Raw genomic sequence first — 13916 nt, forward strand, 5'->3', positions numbered from 1 at the left:
GCTGCGCCCTTAATCGAATCGCCGACTTGACGTATGGTCAATATAGCACATCGGGCGTGGACGCCCGTCACACTGCATTCGTCCGCCTTTCGATTTCTTCGGCGTCCACCAGCCCCGAAAGCCATGCTATTCGGCGAATGCCACGCGATCCAACCACGCCCATTGCCTCGCTTGGATCGTCCTTGTTTCCCGCCGCAGCATGTCTGCAGACCGCAAGGAGCAAGAGGATGGACTTGGATCTGGACACTAAGTCACGCACGGCGTGGATTTCGCAAGGTTTCGAGCGCCTCGCCAAACGGGTCGCGGATGCGCCGGACGCGGATCATTTCGACGTGTTAATCATCGGCAGCGGCTACGGCGGAGCGATGGCGGCCGACATGTTTGCCGGCCAGGTGAACCAGCAGGGTAAAGCGATCTCAGTAGCGGTGCTGGAACGCGGCAGTGAGTATCTGCCCGGGGCTTTTCCCACCGGCTTGGCCGAGTTGCCGCGGCATGTACGCCGCGAAGGCAACCGGCAGGGCCTGTTCGATATCCGCCCGAGCTCTGAGGTAATCACCGTTCTGGCCAACGGTGTCGGGGGCGGCTCCCTAATCAATGCAGGAGTGATGGAAAGAGCTAAACCCTCGGTCTTCGCCGAGGGCTGGCCTGCTGAACTGGCGGATGGCTCCAAGCTGAACGATTTCTACAACGACGCCGCGCAAAAGCTTGGCGCCACTATCGGCGGGCTGCCCAACACCATTGCGGCGCATCCCGATGGTCTGCCGCAGAAACACGTGGCCCTAAGGAGGATTGCGCCCGAGGACAGCCGCTTCCGGGCTGCAGCGATAACCGTGGCGATGGATGATCGCGTCAACAGCGCGAATGTCAGGTTGAACCGGTGCGTACGCTGCGGCGATTGCGCCACTGGCTGCAATTTCGGCGCCAAGGACTCGCTGGATGTCGGACTTCTGGCGCGTGCCCACCAGAAGGGTGCCGAGATATTCAGCGGCGCCACTGTTCTGCATGTCCAGAAGGACGGCCCAAATTGGGTGGTGCATACTGTCTTCACCAATGCAACGCTGCGTAAGCGCGAAGGCCGCGTCACAAGGATCAGGGCGCGCAAAGTCATCATCGCCGCCGGCACGCTTGGATCGAACGAGATCATCCATCGCAGCAAGATTGCCGGCCTGCCGGTGTCCGGGATGGTCGGACGCCGCTGTTCAACCAATGGCGACATGCTGGCCACCGACTATGATACGCGGCAGGTGATCAATAACATCTCGAACGAGGGTGTCAAACCTTCGAACCGGGCGATTGGCCCGACGATCACCGGTGTCATCGACCTGCGCGACCAAAAGGGGGTCCTGATCGAAGAGATATCGGTGCCCGCATCGCTGAGGGTCGCCTTCACGCAGGTCTTCGCATCAGTCAACGCGCTGCACGGGCTAGAGCGGATCGACTGGCGCCAGCATGACCGCGGCTTTCCTCAAAACGACTTGCATGCCGCGCCGGACGGCAAGCTTCTGAACACTGCGGTTTATGCGATCATGGGCGATGACGGCGCGCAGGGAACCATCGATTACAACATCGCCGACCCCGGCGCCGATCAGGACGGCGTCGCCGTTATGCGCTGGCCAACAGACCACACGGCGCCGATCTTCGACGTCGGAATGCACACCCTAGCGGATTTGACCGAGGCAAGCGGCGGTCACCTGATGGCGAACCCGGCTTGGCGGCTGCTGCCGGAGGATCTGGGCTTTCTGCTGAACAACCAGACCGGGCCGGTCGCCACCGTGCACCCGCTCGGCGGCCTTGTAATGGCCGACACTGCCGACATGGGCGCGGTCAACCACATGGGCCAACTGTTCACTGGCGCGGACGATACGACGGTGCATACGGGGCTGGCGGTGCTGGACGGCTCCATAGTCCCAACGGCGATTGGCACCAACCCGGCGTTGACTATCGCCGCATTGGCCTTGCGCGGGGCCAAGGCGCTGGCGAAACAATGGTTCGCGATCGACTCCGAGGCACCCATTCCGCCCGGGCCACCCGTGAAACGGCCGCGATTCCGACAAACCGACAATGCACGCACCCCTTCGCCCACCAAGGTCGAGGTGGTTGAACGGCTGTCCGGCCCGGTCGTTCTGAACCTGCCAGGGGAGGCGGGCAAACCCTGCATCGTGGAACTGACCTTGCGGTTCAAACCCAAGGACCTGACCGCGCTGAAGCCCGAGGGGGGCGACTGCATCTTGCTGATCGATACGCAGCAGGACGACATTCTGGCCCGCAGCCGCATCCGGGTGTTCGACCGCGAGCAATGGCAAGAACTCGACCGTACATGGAGCGCTGCAAGCATCCGGGAACAAGCCCTTGATGCCATCGCGCTATACAATGCGCCGCTGGCCGGCAGCTTGAAAGTGCTGGAACGCCAGCGCAGCGGCTTTGTCTCGCGGGTCGCGCGCGCAGGTTGGGCCTGGCTGTGGAACCGTGGCATGCGGGACGTGTACCAGACCATGGGCGCCACCATTAACAACAGCAGCAGCGGCGGCGGCAACCTGTTGTCTCGAATCAAGTCAGGCATCGCCATCGCCAGCCGGGCAGGCGAAATCCGCGCGCTGGTCTACGACCTTCAGATCGGCAAGCCGCTGCAAGGCGCAAGCATCTCGCTGCCAAGCGGCCCGATCCGCGGGCACAAGCGGTTCACATATGACCGGCGGTGCAACCCTTGGCGCCAGTTAATGGAAGTGACACTGGATGAATTCCCGGCCGTGACAGGCGCCACGGCCCCAGTCCTGAAACTGGATCTCGGCTATTTGGCGCGGATCGGCGTGCCGCTGTTCCGCATCACCGACATGGCCGATGGTGTCACCGCCCTGTCGGACGTTGGCGCCTTCATGGGCTACTTCGTGCGGCTGTTGCTTGGCATTCATATCTGGAGCTTCCGCGCCCCGGACACCGTCCCGGAAGACCAGAAGAAAGACCCGATCTTCCGCCCGCCGACTGAATTACCCACGCAAAGCGACCCGATCAGCGCAGAAGAGTTCGTGGTCCCGATTGCAAAGGAAAGACCGGACCTAGCCACCGGCGATCAGGTCGTCCCCGTCCCCGGCTGTATACACCTGACCCGCTATGACGGAACCAAAGGCAACAACCCCAGAAACCCGGTGCTAATGCTGCACGGCTACAGCGCCGGCGGGACCACCTTTGCCCACCACGCGGTGAACCCTAACCTGGCCAGCCACCTCGCCGATACCGGCCGCGATGTTTGGATCGCCGACCTGCGCACCAGCCCGTTTTTCGGCGAAACCACGGCTCCGCTGCCTTGGAGTTTCGACCAGATCGGCCGGGTCGATGTGCCGACCGCGGTCCAAACGATTCTCGAGAAAACCGGGGCGGCCAAGATCGACGTGGTCGCGCATTGCATGGGCACGATCGTGTTCAGTATCGCGGTCCTGTCCGGTACGAAGGTGAATGGAACCCCGCTGAATGAAGCGATCGAGCGCGTGGCCTTCACGCAGGTCGGCCCGCTGGTGGTATTTTCGCCGGTAAACCTACTACGCGGCTACATAATGCGGTATCTGATCGAGTTCCTTCCGTCGACCTATTCGTTCAACCCGAAGCATCCGACCCTCGCTGACGACCTGCTGGACAGGGTGCTGACCACGCTGCCCTATCCGAAGGAAGAATTCGACATCGAAAACCCGGTCACTCCATGGAAAACCACGCCATGGACCCGGACTCGTCACCGCATGGATGCGCTCTATGGCCGGGATTTCAGCGCAAGGAACATGGACGACGAGGTGCTGCGCCACATCGACGAGCACTTCGGGGCGCTCAACCTGCGGACCGTTGGCACGACAAGACACTTCGCGAAAACCGCGGTCATGACCGACCACCACGGCCGCAACCGGCTGGTATCACGAAAGAACCTCGACACCTACTGGAAGTTCGACACCTTCAGCCTTCACGGCGAAGAAAACGGCCTGTCGGACATAGCCACGCTGGACCGGATGGCAGGGGTCATGGGGGACGCCGGCGTCAAGTATCATCCGCCCTTTATCAACCCCAAGGCCGGGCATCAGGACTCGCTGATAGGGAAGACCCGGGAAACCGCCTTTGCTGCGATTGCCAAGTTTCTGAACGATGACCCGCCGAAGCAGAAGGGTGTGGTCGGCACCCGAAAGTCCGCCTTTCCACCGTGGATCGGGCCAGTTCTTTCCGAGGACGGGGCTCGGCGCCTCGTGCGCCTTGGTGCCGTGCCGTCGCACCGGGCACCCGAAGGTGTCGTCATGCTGCGGGTCACGGTCAAAAACGAGTCGATCCTGCGACCGGACGACCCAATGCTGCCATGGGACGCGGCTTATGTCGAAAACGCCATCTCAGTCTTCCAGTCGCAGAACCTGAAGCTATTGGGCTGGGATATCTTCGCGCTGCCCGAGCCCGGGGTTCTGTCAGGAAATCCGGCACAGCCAGTGGGCAACGCCACCTTGCTGCTGGTGGTCTATGACGAGATGCCCGGCTTGAGTCTGGGATCCGAAGAAGGGCAGTATGTTCGGCTTCGTAACGGCGCGCTTGAACGGTTCGATCCCGATGGCGGCCGCGTCGACGCCCCCCCCGACGCGATCGAAGTCGAAGATTTCATCAAGATGGGCCGGGCTACATCGCAGTTGTTGAACCTTCCCGGCCGTACATTGGTCAGCGACGAAAAACCGGACCGTGGTTATCTTTACCAGCGCTCGACACGCGGGGCCGATGTTATGACCCGAGATACCCGAGAACGCCAAGAGTCCCAGGGGCGGTTATTCTTTGGCGCCGACGCCGAGGTCAGCGAAGCGACCCTGCACAACATCGAAGAGCAGGACTACACCCTGTCCGACGGGATCGTCCCCGACCGCCCTGACCCCGCGCCACAAGGTCAAACGCGGTTCAGCCTTGCGTCCTGCCAGTATCCTGCCGGCCTGCTGGATGGTCCTGTGTCCTATCGCTCGTATGGGCGACTGTTGGACATGCTGCGCGGCGCAGATGCGGAGCGCCCCCGGTTTATGCTGTTCGTCGGTGACCAGGTCTATGTCGACCCGACCGCCGGCCTGTTCGACCCGGCCGATACCGACGACCGATACCGCATCCCATATGAAAACTGGTTGGGCGAACCCCGCGTGCGCAGCTGCCTGCGCCGGGTTCCGTCATTCATGCTGCTGGACGATCACGAGATCATCGACAACTGGGAACCTTCGGCCGACCCGGACACTCCCGAGAACCAGAAGCTTAGAAATGATGGTCTTGCCGCCTTCCACAAGTACCAGTCAGGCGAGCACACGAACCGCTCCTCGGTGGAACGGTTCGGCCTCAAGCGCTTCGAGAAAGACGGCTTCCCTTTCTACCTGCTGAACACGCGAACAAACCGCACACACCGCAGCGTGGACAAAATCGGCGCGGCCGAGCTTGTCGACCACCAACTGCTGGACGTTTTGCTTGACGAAATCGCGGCCAAGCCAGGGCCCAAGTTTCTAGCCACCCCGTCGATGTTCCTGCCCCGCCATCGCCGCGCTGTGCAACGCGACCGCACCACCGGAACCGGCAATCTCAGCGCGCTGCACTCCGACGGTTGGGACGGCTACCCGGCTACCCAGGCGCTGGTGCTACGCGGCATTGTCGAAAAGGGTATCGAACACCTGGTCTTGCTGTCGGGCGACGAACACCGGGGCTGTATCGCATCCGGCCACATTTACGATGCCAACGGCGCATTGGTCGGTCGGTTCCACTCCATCCACACTGCCGGTCTGTCTACCCCCTACCCGTTCGCCAACGCAATTGACGAAGAAACGCTCGACCAGGAGATCATCACGTTCCAAAGCGGCGGGGCGAACTTCTTCTGCCATGTCGACACGACCCGCCCGCCAGCCGGTGACGGGCCGACCATCCTGTCCGTGCGTCGTGACAATGGCCTGTGGACCCTGACCTGTGAATTCGTCCGGGGGAGCAAACACGATATCGTCTTGTAGGCGGTGACTGCTCCGTTCCTCTAAAATTGGATCGTTCGCGGCTGGAGTGTTCCGCTAAAATTCCCTGCATGGGAGAGGAGCGGAGGCGCCTGCAGGCATTGAGTCTCACGGTCGCGCAGAAGGCCTTCATCGTGAAGTAGGGCGAGCAAGGAACGCCCGGCGCGGAGATCTGCCGCGAGACTGGGTCAGTCATGCGGCCTACTTCAATTGGAAGAAGAAGTACGGCGGCTTGTTGCCGGTGACCATTCCCAACAGGTAAGCGACTGTTTCCCCTGGAGCTTGGACTGCCGCTGACCAAAGGCGTAGTAAATGCCGGAGAACAGAACCGTTCCATTCTAATTTGTAAGCGCACGGGTCTTCTACTCTACACGGCGGCTCCCGAAGGACCTCAATCACCACTACGCCACAGGAAAAAGCCTTTCTTACTGTAGAAAAGATCAGCAGCGGTCGCAAAGTCCCGAGCGCAAAGAGCTACTCAGCGACCGGACGCACACTGGTATCACCTACGCATCCAAGACGTTGACCTACCGGGCAAACATCTTCTGAGGATGGGAGCTGCGGTCGACTTTGGGTCTTCGTCGCAGTGTCCCAATCACGCCAACGTCGACGTGGTAAAGCTCTCCGAAGCCGTGTCAGTCTATCTGCAGCTGAAAGGGCAAGGACGTCCAATCACCTTAGACAGGGCTGCTGAGCGGTCGTGTGGCTATGTCTTGGATGTCTGCGGGGACAAAGACATCAGAAGCTCTACAATTGCGGATGCCAATGCGTTTCGCGAAGAGCTGGTGAAGCGAGAATTGGCGGGTAGCAGTATCACTCGCATCTTTGGGACCATCAGGTCAGTCATCAACTTCGCTGCCTTTGAAGCCGGTATCACACTGACCAACCCATTCGCTGGTGTGTATTACGACAGGAGTGCTGGTGTCGAAGATCGAGAATCTATGCCAATCGAAGCGATCCGCTCTCTGCAATCTCAATGCCTGTCCCTTGATGACGACTTGCGATGGCTGGTTGTTCTGGTCTCGGACACAGGGATGCGGCTTGCAGAAGCTGAGGGTTTGCTCAAAGAGGATTTCGAGCTGAATGACGCAGTGCCAGTCGAAGCATGTGTTTGCCCGGTAGCTCGCTGTCCTTGACCCGAAGGTGATACCAATACTCGTCAAGCTGTTGTGCAGCTCTTGTAGCCCGTGATGCTGCAACTGAAGCTGATCTGGTTCTCAGTGAGTATGAGATTTTAGACGACGTGTAGTGCTGCTTCAGGTCCTTCGGGACTCGTCTCACAAAGTAGAAAACGCCGTCTTTGACAAATGAGTGGGATGCAGTTTTGTTCTACGCCATGTTCTACGGTAGCTCCATCAAATGATAAAGCTGAGGGCTTACAATGGCTTAGCGGATGCTATGGTGCCCGGGGGCGGAATCGAACCACCGACACGAGGATTTTCAATCCACTGCTCTACCCCTGAGCTACCCGGGCACGGGAACGGCGTTTGCCGTTGGGTGCAGGCCTTCTATGACTTGCCAAACGCGGTGTCCAGAGGCTTTTTCAGATTTTTTCAGTGCGGGCGATCCTTGATTTCGACAGCATCCTGAATCTCATCATCAAGGTCATCCTCGCGCTGCGACGGAACCGCATAGGAGCCGTTCAGCCACTTGGCCAGATCGATATCGGCGCAGCGTTTCGAGCAAAACGGACGAAACTGTTTGACCGTATCTTCTCCGCAGATCGGGCAGCTCATCTCAGGACCTCCGACAATGGGATACGGCCGCGTTTTCGCTGCAATTCGAAATGCCCCAGCGGCGTCCAGCCGGCGAGGATCGTTTCTTCGCTGTCAGCCCTGAAGGCAGCGCGGAGTGCGGATTCGAATCCGCGCCGGTCTTTTTTGGGCATCGGCGCAAGGTCGAGCGTGATCTGCCCGCCCAGCCCGCGCACGCGCAGGGCGCGCGGCAGTTCCTTGGCGCAGGCGAAATTGGCCTTTGTTCCCGCAGCCAGCGAGCCATCCGAACCAGTGTTCACATCCACGGCCACCAACGCCCGGGTGGGTTCGATATACATATGCGCCCCACCCGCCAAAGGATGGGATGCGCCACGTGCGGCGTCCAGCGCCTCGAGCACGCCATGGTCCGCGAACCCGCCCGCCTGGGTCGAGACCTCGGCCGGCTCCACCCATTCGCGCCAGGCGAGGACATGCGGTCCGTCGCCCTCGGACAGCGTTTCCGGTGCGTCTCCGGTGTCGTTCACGACCTGCTCGGCCAGCGCCCGCATGGCGGCGATGTCTTCGGCAATTTCATCGGCATCCGCGCCCCAGCAACCGGAGCGCAGGATCAGACCGAAGGGGCTGCCGTCCATCTGCTCATGGGCAATCACCAGCAGCCGGTCGCGCTCCTCGTCATCGCGGATCGAGCGGGAGATGTTCAGCCCGGGCGCGTCCGGCGTGACGATGGCATAGCGGCTTTTGAACAGGATGCGGTTCGTCACTGGCAGGGCTTTGCCCGGTTCGGCATAACCCGTGACCTGCACCAACAGCATCTCACCCTGCGCCAACCCTTTGACCTGCCGAAGGAAAGCCGGACCATCCGGCGTTGTCAGGAACATCCCGCCCTGCCCCTTGATCGCCCGCTCGGCCCGGGCCCGGTAGATGGTTCCGGGGGCGGGCGCATCGGCAGAGATCAGGAAATCATCCAGTTTGCCATCCACCATCAGGGCCGCGGCTTCGCGGCCTTGAATGTGATCCAGAATGATCGTTCGACCTTTCATGATGCCTCGCGATACAGGGGGTAACCGATGCCTTGCAACAGTCCTGCGGTTTCAGACAAAGGCAGCCCGACGATACCGGTGAACGAGCCCGAGATCCACGGAATGAAGGCGCCCGCGGGCCCTTGGATGGCATAGGCACCGGCTTTGCCCTGCCAATCGCCGGTAGCGAGATAGGCGTTGATTTCCACGTCCGAAAGTCGCTTGACCTTAACCTGGCTGACCACGTCACGCTGCAACATCCGATCGCCGCGACGCACCGCGACCGAGGTGATCACACGGTGGCGACGTCCTGAAAGGGCATGCAGAAATTCGGCTGCCTGTCCCGCACCCTCGGGCTTGCCCAATATGCGTCGACCCAGCGCAACCGTCGTGTCGGCGCACAGGACGATATCGTCCGGGGCCGCGTTCACGGCATGCACCTTCTCGCGGGCAATGCGCGCGCAATACGGCAGCGGAAGCTCGCCCCTTTGGGGGTCTTCGTCAATGTCAGGGGCAGAAATGGCGTCGGGCTGCACGCCAAGCTGAGCCAGCAGGTCCAGCCGTCTGGGGCTGCCCGATCCTAGAATGAACGCCATTGCGGCAGGCGTTACTTGAAGCGGTAGTTGATCCGACCCTTGGTCAGATCATAGGGGGTCATCTCGACCTGAACCTTGTCGCCGGCCAGAACACGGATGCGGTTTTTGCGCATCTTGCCTGCCGTATGTGCGATGATCTCATGGCCGTTTTCCAGCTCGACCCGAAACGTCGCATTAGGCAGGAGTTCCTTCACGACACCGGGAAATTCGAGCGTATCTTCCTTGGCCATGTTGTCTCCATCTTTGCGTTGCCCTGCAGAATCCGCAGGTGGCGCTTAAATGAGCCTATTTCGGCCTTATTTCAAGGGTGGAATCACTTAAAGGCGCGACATTGTGACCGATTCGACTCGGGGCGTCTGCTCGGTCCAGTGGGATCGGTTCAGGACATGGCCATCCGCCCGAACCTCGGCGATCGCCGACAGATCGACGTCTGCGTAGATCCAGCCGGGCTGGTTGAGCACGCCTTCCGACAGCACCCCGGTTTGCGGAAAGCCCTTGTCCGGCGGGCCAAAAACACCTCCGGCCCCGGTGTTTGCGTCCACGGACTGGGACCATTCATTGTTACCCACCAGCGACGCCATGACCGTAACGCATTGATTCTCCAACGCACGCGCCATCGCGCCAATGCGGACCCGCCAATAGCCCGACAGGGCCTCGGTGCAGGACGGCACAAGGATCACGTCGGTCTCTGACAGGGCACGGCCAAACAGGGGAAACTCGCTGTCATAGCAGATCAGAACGCCGATCCGGCCCAGCGCCGTCTCGAAGATCTTCAACGGACCGCCCGGTGCGATGTCCCAATCTTCGCGCTCGAACCGGGTCATGATTTGCTTGTCCTGATGATCCTGCGCGCCTGAGGGGGCGTAGAATTCAGCGCGGTTCACCGGGCGGCCTGGGCCGGCCTGAACCGGGGCGGATGCGCCCAGAATGTACAAATTGTACTCGGCCGAGAGGCGTCGATGCAGGATTTGTACATCTTCCATCCGCTCGGATACCGCCTGGATCGAGCGTTCGAGATCCCCCGCAACCTCGGCCCCGGCCAGCGTCGAAAGCTCCATCGCGCCGTACTCGGGAAACACCAGCAGTTCAGCCCCCTGCCCTGCGGCCTGCGAAACCCAAGCGTCCAGCTTGTCTTCGTACTGCGCCCAGCTGTCGAGCCAGTCCAGATTGTAGGCGGCGGTGGCGATTTTCATGATGCGCGTTCCAATGCTGTTCTTGCGAAGAAGTAAATAGCCGTTGTTGCCCGGTGTACAGGCCAATCGGGCTGTGCGCTGCAACAGAAACTTTTGGTTCGATGCTTAGCCTTTCAAAGCAAGGGTCCGGGCCGGGAGAGCGCCGGACTCGCACCCAATCTGGACATTGCCGATCGTCCATGCGCACTGTGACCCATGTCGCTGATCGATGACCTGGAGCTCATTCTGGAGACTGTTCTGCCAAACGACCCCAGCTTTCGGCGGATCGAAAGGGCGGCGATAGACAGCTGTGTCAGTGACAGTCGGCGATGCGCGCTTGAGGGCTTGGTCGAGGCATTTCTGCTGTCGGCGATGCGCCTTCTGGCACTTCCCAGCAACGGGCACACAAGGCTGATCCCGAATGATGCCATCTCGGTGTTGCCTCTGCGGTTTGTGAGCGTGGGGCGTTCCGTCCAAGTCCTTGGGTCGGCATCGGGGGTGATCGCCCCACAAGGCAAGCTGCTGGCAGTCAATTGCGCAGCTGTAAGCGAAATCGAGGCCGCGGCGGACAAATTTCTGGCGGGAACGCGCCAAAGGAAACGGGTCATCGGTCCGATTATTCTGGCTTGGCCGCACGCGTTGGAACGGCTGGGATTTTCGTCCAACGACGGTACGACCGAGTATCATGTGCAGGACGAGAACGGGCAGACAACCAACCTGAAAGTAGCAAATGGAAACACCGTTCCTGCGTCGACGCTCTACCCAAGAAACGAGCACGGCAAACCCGATCCAGCATGGGAACCCGAGAGCTTTGTGGAGATTGAGGATTGGCAGGCACTTGGGCTTTCAATTCAACTGCCGAGTTTCTTTGACCCGGGCAGAGATGCGCTGCGCAAAGCCATATCCGAGGCAGCGGATCGTGTGCGCGCTTGCTCTAACAAAACGCTTTTGATTGACGTTCGCGGAAACACCGGCGGTGATTTTCTTCTGACGATGCCTTTGATCGACGCAATCGCGCAAAGCGCAAATCAGCGGGTCGTCGTACTTGTCGATAAATTCACGTTTTCCGCCGCGGTCGTGTTTGTCGCCATCCTCAAGCATCGCTTGGGTGACAGGCTCAAACTCATCGGGGAAGAAATGGGAGACGGACTGACGTTCTTTGCCGAGGGTGGGTTGCTTGACTTGCCAGCGAGCGGAGCGGTCGCTCGATACTCTTCCGCCTTTCACGATTGGAAGACGGGAACGTCTGACGAAACGACACCGCCCGAAATCGCGCGGCAAATCGTGCCCGTGGGAGAATTGAACCTGGATCGGGAATGTGTCGCAGGACCCTTGGGCGCTGGAACACGAGGAGCGTTCTATCGACGGATCCTCGAAGATTTTCGCGGCTAGACGAACGGCTGTCGGCGCGCGTGCCAGCGGGCACACACAACGCGTTGCGGCGGCTTCACAAATCCCTGATCCAGAACTGCAACGGCTTGAGGGTTTCCGAGGCCTCGCCCAGATCCTTCCACGAGAACTGGGCGATTACGCCGGGCAAGGGCGCATAGCCCCGCGCGCGCCAGAACGGGTCGAGCGGCCGATAGTCCGCCGGCCGCATCGGATGATCCGCCGGACGCTGCACGCCGCAAAAGGCGCATTTGGCAAAGCCCAAGTCCCGCGCGTGACCCTCGCGTAGATCAAAGAACGCATGTCCGACGCCCTGCCCCCGATAGTCGGGCAGGAGTACGGATTCGGCGCAATAGAAGATCTGCGACAGGTCCAGCCCCGTGCCGTCGAAAGCGGCGGCGAAATCCTCGGCATGGTCGGCCAGCGGCGCGCCGGTCGCGGCCCCGACCAGTCGGCCGCCGTCAAAGGCGCCGACCACGATCGCCCGGTCGCTGTCGCGGTAGGATTGCAGGTATCCGCGCTCGTAGTCCAGATCGCCGTCATAGAGGTAGGGCCAGTCGCGGAACACCGAAATGCGCAGGCGCGCCACGTCGTCCAGCGCCGCCTCGAGCGCCGGCCCCGTCAGCGCGCGGACCTGCGTGACCTCAGCCACCTGACACCTGTTTCACCCAGTCAGCCAGATTGTAATAGGTGGTCACGCGAGTGATCGTGCCGTCCTTGAGGTCAAAGAACGACCCGGCGGGCAGGCGGTAGGACTGGCCCGAGGCCGCGGGCAGGCCGGCATCGGTTTCCAGATAGGTGCCGTTTACGATGTATTCAGCTGCGGCGCGGGTGCCGCCCTGGGCCTCGAAGATCACCATGTCGGTCAGGGTCTCGCGATAGCAGCGGTTCATATGCGCGCAGAATTCAGCGAATTTCTCTTTGCCGACGCGGATCTGGCCTTCGTTCACGTGATGGGCCACGTCGTCGGACAGGCAGGCCAGCATGCCGGCCACGTCCTCGGCGTTGAAGGCGTCGAAATAGGCCTGGATGGTCTGGGTCATGCGATCTCCGTAGGTTCCCCCCAGCGATCCTTCAGGTGTTTGATGATCTGATCGCGGGTCTGACGGTAGTGGTGTAGCTTTTCCTCGCGCGTCTCGCCCAGTCCGGTAGGGTCCATTATTGGCCAATAATCGACATCGAGGTGAAAAACCCGCGTCAGCTCCAGCGCTTTGCGCTGGCTGGCAGGCGACAGGGCCACGATCAGGTCGAATGATCCCAGGTCATCCCCCCATTCCTGCATCTCGTCGAACGACCGCGACCGGTGGCGTGACAGTTCCACGTCGATCTCTTGGCAGACGGCGATGCTGAACCCGTCGATTTCCAGGTCGGTGTGTACCCCGGCCGACTGCACATATGTGCCCGTGCCGTAGAATTTCTTCATGATGCCTTCGGCCATGGGCGAGCGCACCGCGTTGTGGTCGCAGCAGAACAGGACCGAATGCGGCAGAGGCTTCACCTTTCAGCCTCCGAAATGCAACACGCAGATCAGCGTGAACAGGCGGCGGGCGGTATCGGTGTCGATCTCGGCCTTGCCCTCGAGCCGTTCCTGCAGGACCCGGCTGCCCTCGTTGTGGATGCCGCGCCGGGCCATGTCGATGGTTTCGATCTGGCTGGGCGGCAGGGTCTTGACCGCATCGAAGTAGCTTTCGCAGATCTGGAAGTAGTCTTTGACCACCTGCCGGAACGGACCCAGTGACAGATGGAACTCGGCGGCTTTCTGGCTGTCTTCGGTGGTGACGTCGAACACCAGCCGCTTGTCGCGGATCGACAGTTGCACGTGATAGGGGCCGTCGGGCACCAGCCGGTCGTCACGTTTGGGCAGGGCAAACGAATTTTCCTCGAGCAGGTCATAGATCGCAACCTTGCGCTCCTGCTCGATCTCGGGCGTGGGCGGCGGCAGGTTTCGATCGTCCAGTTCGATATGCGAAATGCGGGTCATGGTCATCGACTTCCGTTCAGGTCAGGCCAGACCTAGCGCACCTATGCCCGCGGGACAACGCGGGAA

General features: G+C 61.0%; 12 protein-coding genes, 1 tRNA gene and 1 pseudogene. 3 read left to right on the forward strand and 11 right to left on the reverse strand.

Going from position 1 to position 13916, the window contains the following annotated elements; all coding sequences use genetic code 11:
- Window positions 1-227: 227 nt before the first annotated feature.
- Together ACR3EK_RS12065 and ACR3EK_RS12070 are read left to right on the forward strand one after the other, a co-directional pair.
- Entirely contained in the window at window positions 228-5981 is a 5754-nt protein-coding gene (locus tag ACR3EK_RS12065; protein ID WP_480633491.1) for an alpha/beta fold hydrolase, read from the forward strand.
- 548 nt (window positions 5982-6529) lie between these two features.
- Window positions 6530-7114, forward strand: a complete 585-nt coding sequence (locus tag ACR3EK_RS12070) for a site-specific integrase (RefSeq protein ID WP_480633492.1) — start codon at window positions 6530-6532, stop codon at window positions 7112-7114.
- Here the strand turns inward: ACR3EK_RS12070 and ACR3EK_RS12075 are convergent.
- The 7 genes and pseudogenes from ACR3EK_RS12075 to ACR3EK_RS12105 form a co-directional block, all read right to left on the reverse strand.
- Window positions 7041-7280 (reverse strand): annotated as a pseudogene (locus ACR3EK_RS12075) (DUF6538 domain-containing protein); the annotation flags it as partial. The gene ACR3EK_RS12070 and the pseudogene ACR3EK_RS12075 overlap by 74 nt on opposite strands.
- 97 nt (window positions 7281-7377) lie before the next feature.
- Window positions 7378-7452: transfer RNA gene (locus ACR3EK_RS12080), tRNA-Phe, on the reverse strand.
- Between the two features lie 79 nt (window positions 7453-7531).
- Window positions 7532-7714, reverse strand: a complete 183-nt coding sequence (locus tag ACR3EK_RS12085; protein ID WP_170337460.1) for a DNA gyrase inhibitor YacG — start codon at window positions 7712-7714, stop codon at window positions 7532-7534.
- Complete coding sequence (locus tag ACR3EK_RS12090; protein ID WP_480633493.1) at window positions 7711-8733, reverse strand: ribonuclease E/G; 1023 nt, start codon at window positions 8731-8733, stop codon at window positions 7711-7713. The genes ACR3EK_RS12085 and ACR3EK_RS12090 overlap by 4 nt, the downstream gene beginning before the upstream one ends.
- Window positions 8730-9308, reverse strand: coding sequence for a Maf family protein (locus ACR3EK_RS12095; RefSeq protein WP_480633494.1), 579 nt, complete (start codon window positions 9306-9308; stop codon window positions 8730-8732). The genes ACR3EK_RS12090 and ACR3EK_RS12095 overlap by 4 nt, the downstream gene beginning before the upstream one ends.
- Before the next feature lie 11 nt (window positions 9309-9319).
- Window positions 9320-9538 carry a translation initiation factor IF-1 gene (gene infA, locus ACR3EK_RS12100; RefSeq protein ID WP_005978431.1) on the reverse strand — a complete coding sequence of 73 codons (219 nt, stop codon included), beginning with the start codon at window positions 9536-9538 and terminating at the stop codon, window positions 9320-9322.
- An 87-nt stretch (window positions 9539-9625) separates the two neighbouring features.
- The gene (locus ACR3EK_RS12105; RefSeq protein WP_480633495.1) at window positions 9626-10501 is read right to left on the reverse strand and encodes a carbon-nitrogen hydrolase family protein; all 876 of its coding nucleotides are present in this window, start codon (window positions 10499-10501) and stop codon (window positions 9626-9628) included.
- Between the two features lie 351 nt (window positions 10502-10852).
- On the opposite strand from ACR3EK_RS12105, the gene ACR3EK_RS12110 reads away from it, so the two are divergent.
- Complete coding sequence (locus tag ACR3EK_RS12110) at window positions 10853-11872, forward strand: S41 family peptidase (RefSeq protein ID WP_480633496.1); 1020 nt, start codon at window positions 10853-10855, stop codon at window positions 11870-11872.
- A 55-nt stretch (window positions 11873-11927) separates the two neighbouring features.
- Here ACR3EK_RS12110 and ACR3EK_RS12115 read toward each other — a convergent pair whose 3' ends face one another.
- Genes ACR3EK_RS12115 through ACR3EK_RS12130 form a run of 4 tightly spaced genes read right to left on the reverse strand, consistent with a single transcriptional unit; the run spans window position 11928 to window position 13850 of the window.
- Window positions 11928-12521 (reverse strand): GNAT family N-acetyltransferase, encoded by a 594-nt coding sequence (locus ACR3EK_RS12115; RefSeq protein WP_480633497.1) that lies wholly within the window; start codon window positions 12519-12521, stop codon window positions 11928-11930.
- A complete protein-coding gene (locus tag ACR3EK_RS12120; RefSeq protein ID WP_480633498.1) occupies window positions 12514-12912 on the reverse strand; it encodes a ketosteroid isomerase-related protein in 399 nt (132 codons plus the stop codon). The genes ACR3EK_RS12115 and ACR3EK_RS12120 overlap by 8 nt, the downstream gene beginning before the upstream one ends.
- Window positions 12909-13367, reverse strand: a complete 459-nt coding sequence (locus ACR3EK_RS12125; RefSeq protein WP_480633499.1) for an arsenate-mycothiol transferase ArsC — start codon at window positions 13365-13367, stop codon at window positions 12909-12911. The genes ACR3EK_RS12120 and ACR3EK_RS12125 overlap by 4 nt, the downstream gene beginning before the upstream one ends.
- 3 nt (window positions 13368-13370) lie before the next feature.
- Entirely contained in the window at window positions 13371-13850 is a 480-nt protein-coding gene (locus ACR3EK_RS12130; protein ID WP_093962859.1) for a UPF0262 family protein, read from the reverse strand.
- Between the last annotated feature and the right edge of the window lie 66 nt (window positions 13851-13916).

This window comes from Ruegeria sp. BC8 (assembly GCF_056535705.1).

Bases quoted from the DNA above. Each gene is read 5' to 3' on its own strand.
- ACR3EK_RS12065 (WP_480633491.1), top strand. From the start codon at position 228: ATGGACTTGGATCTGGACACTAAGTCACGCACGGCGTGGATTTCGCAA.
- ACR3EK_RS12070 (WP_480633492.1), top strand. From the start codon at position 6,530: ATGGGAGCTGCGGTCGACTTTGGGTCTTCGTCGCAGTGTCCCAATCAC.
- ACR3EK_RS12085 (WP_170337460.1), bottom strand. From the start codon at position 7,714: ATGAGCTGCCCGATCTGCGGAGAAGATACGGTCAAACAGTTTCGTCCG.
- ACR3EK_RS12090 (WP_480633493.1), bottom strand. From the start codon at position 8,733: ATGAAAGGTCGAACGATCATTCTGGATCACATTCAAGGCCGCGAAGCC.
- ACR3EK_RS12095 (WP_480633494.1), bottom strand. From the start codon at position 9,308: ATGGCGTTCATTCTAGGATCGGGCAGCCCCAGACGGCTGGACCTGCTG.
- infA (WP_005978431.1), bottom strand. From the start codon at position 9,538: ATGGCCAAGGAAGATACGCTCGAATTTCCCGGTGTCGTGAAGGAACTC.
- ACR3EK_RS12105 (WP_480633495.1), bottom strand. From the start codon at position 10,501: ATGAAAATCGCCACCGCCGCCTACAATCTGGACTGGCTCGACAGCTGG.
- ACR3EK_RS12110 (WP_480633496.1), top strand. From the start codon at position 10,853: ATGCGCCTTCTGGCACTTCCCAGCAACGGGCACACAAGGCTGATCCCG.
- ACR3EK_RS12120 (WP_480633498.1), bottom strand. From the start codon at position 12,912: ATGACCCAGACCATCCAGGCCTATTTCGACGCCTTCAACGCCGAGGAC.
- ACR3EK_RS12130 (WP_093962859.1), bottom strand. From the start codon at position 13,850: ATGACCCGCATTTCGCATATCGAACTGGACGATCGAAACCTGCCGCCG.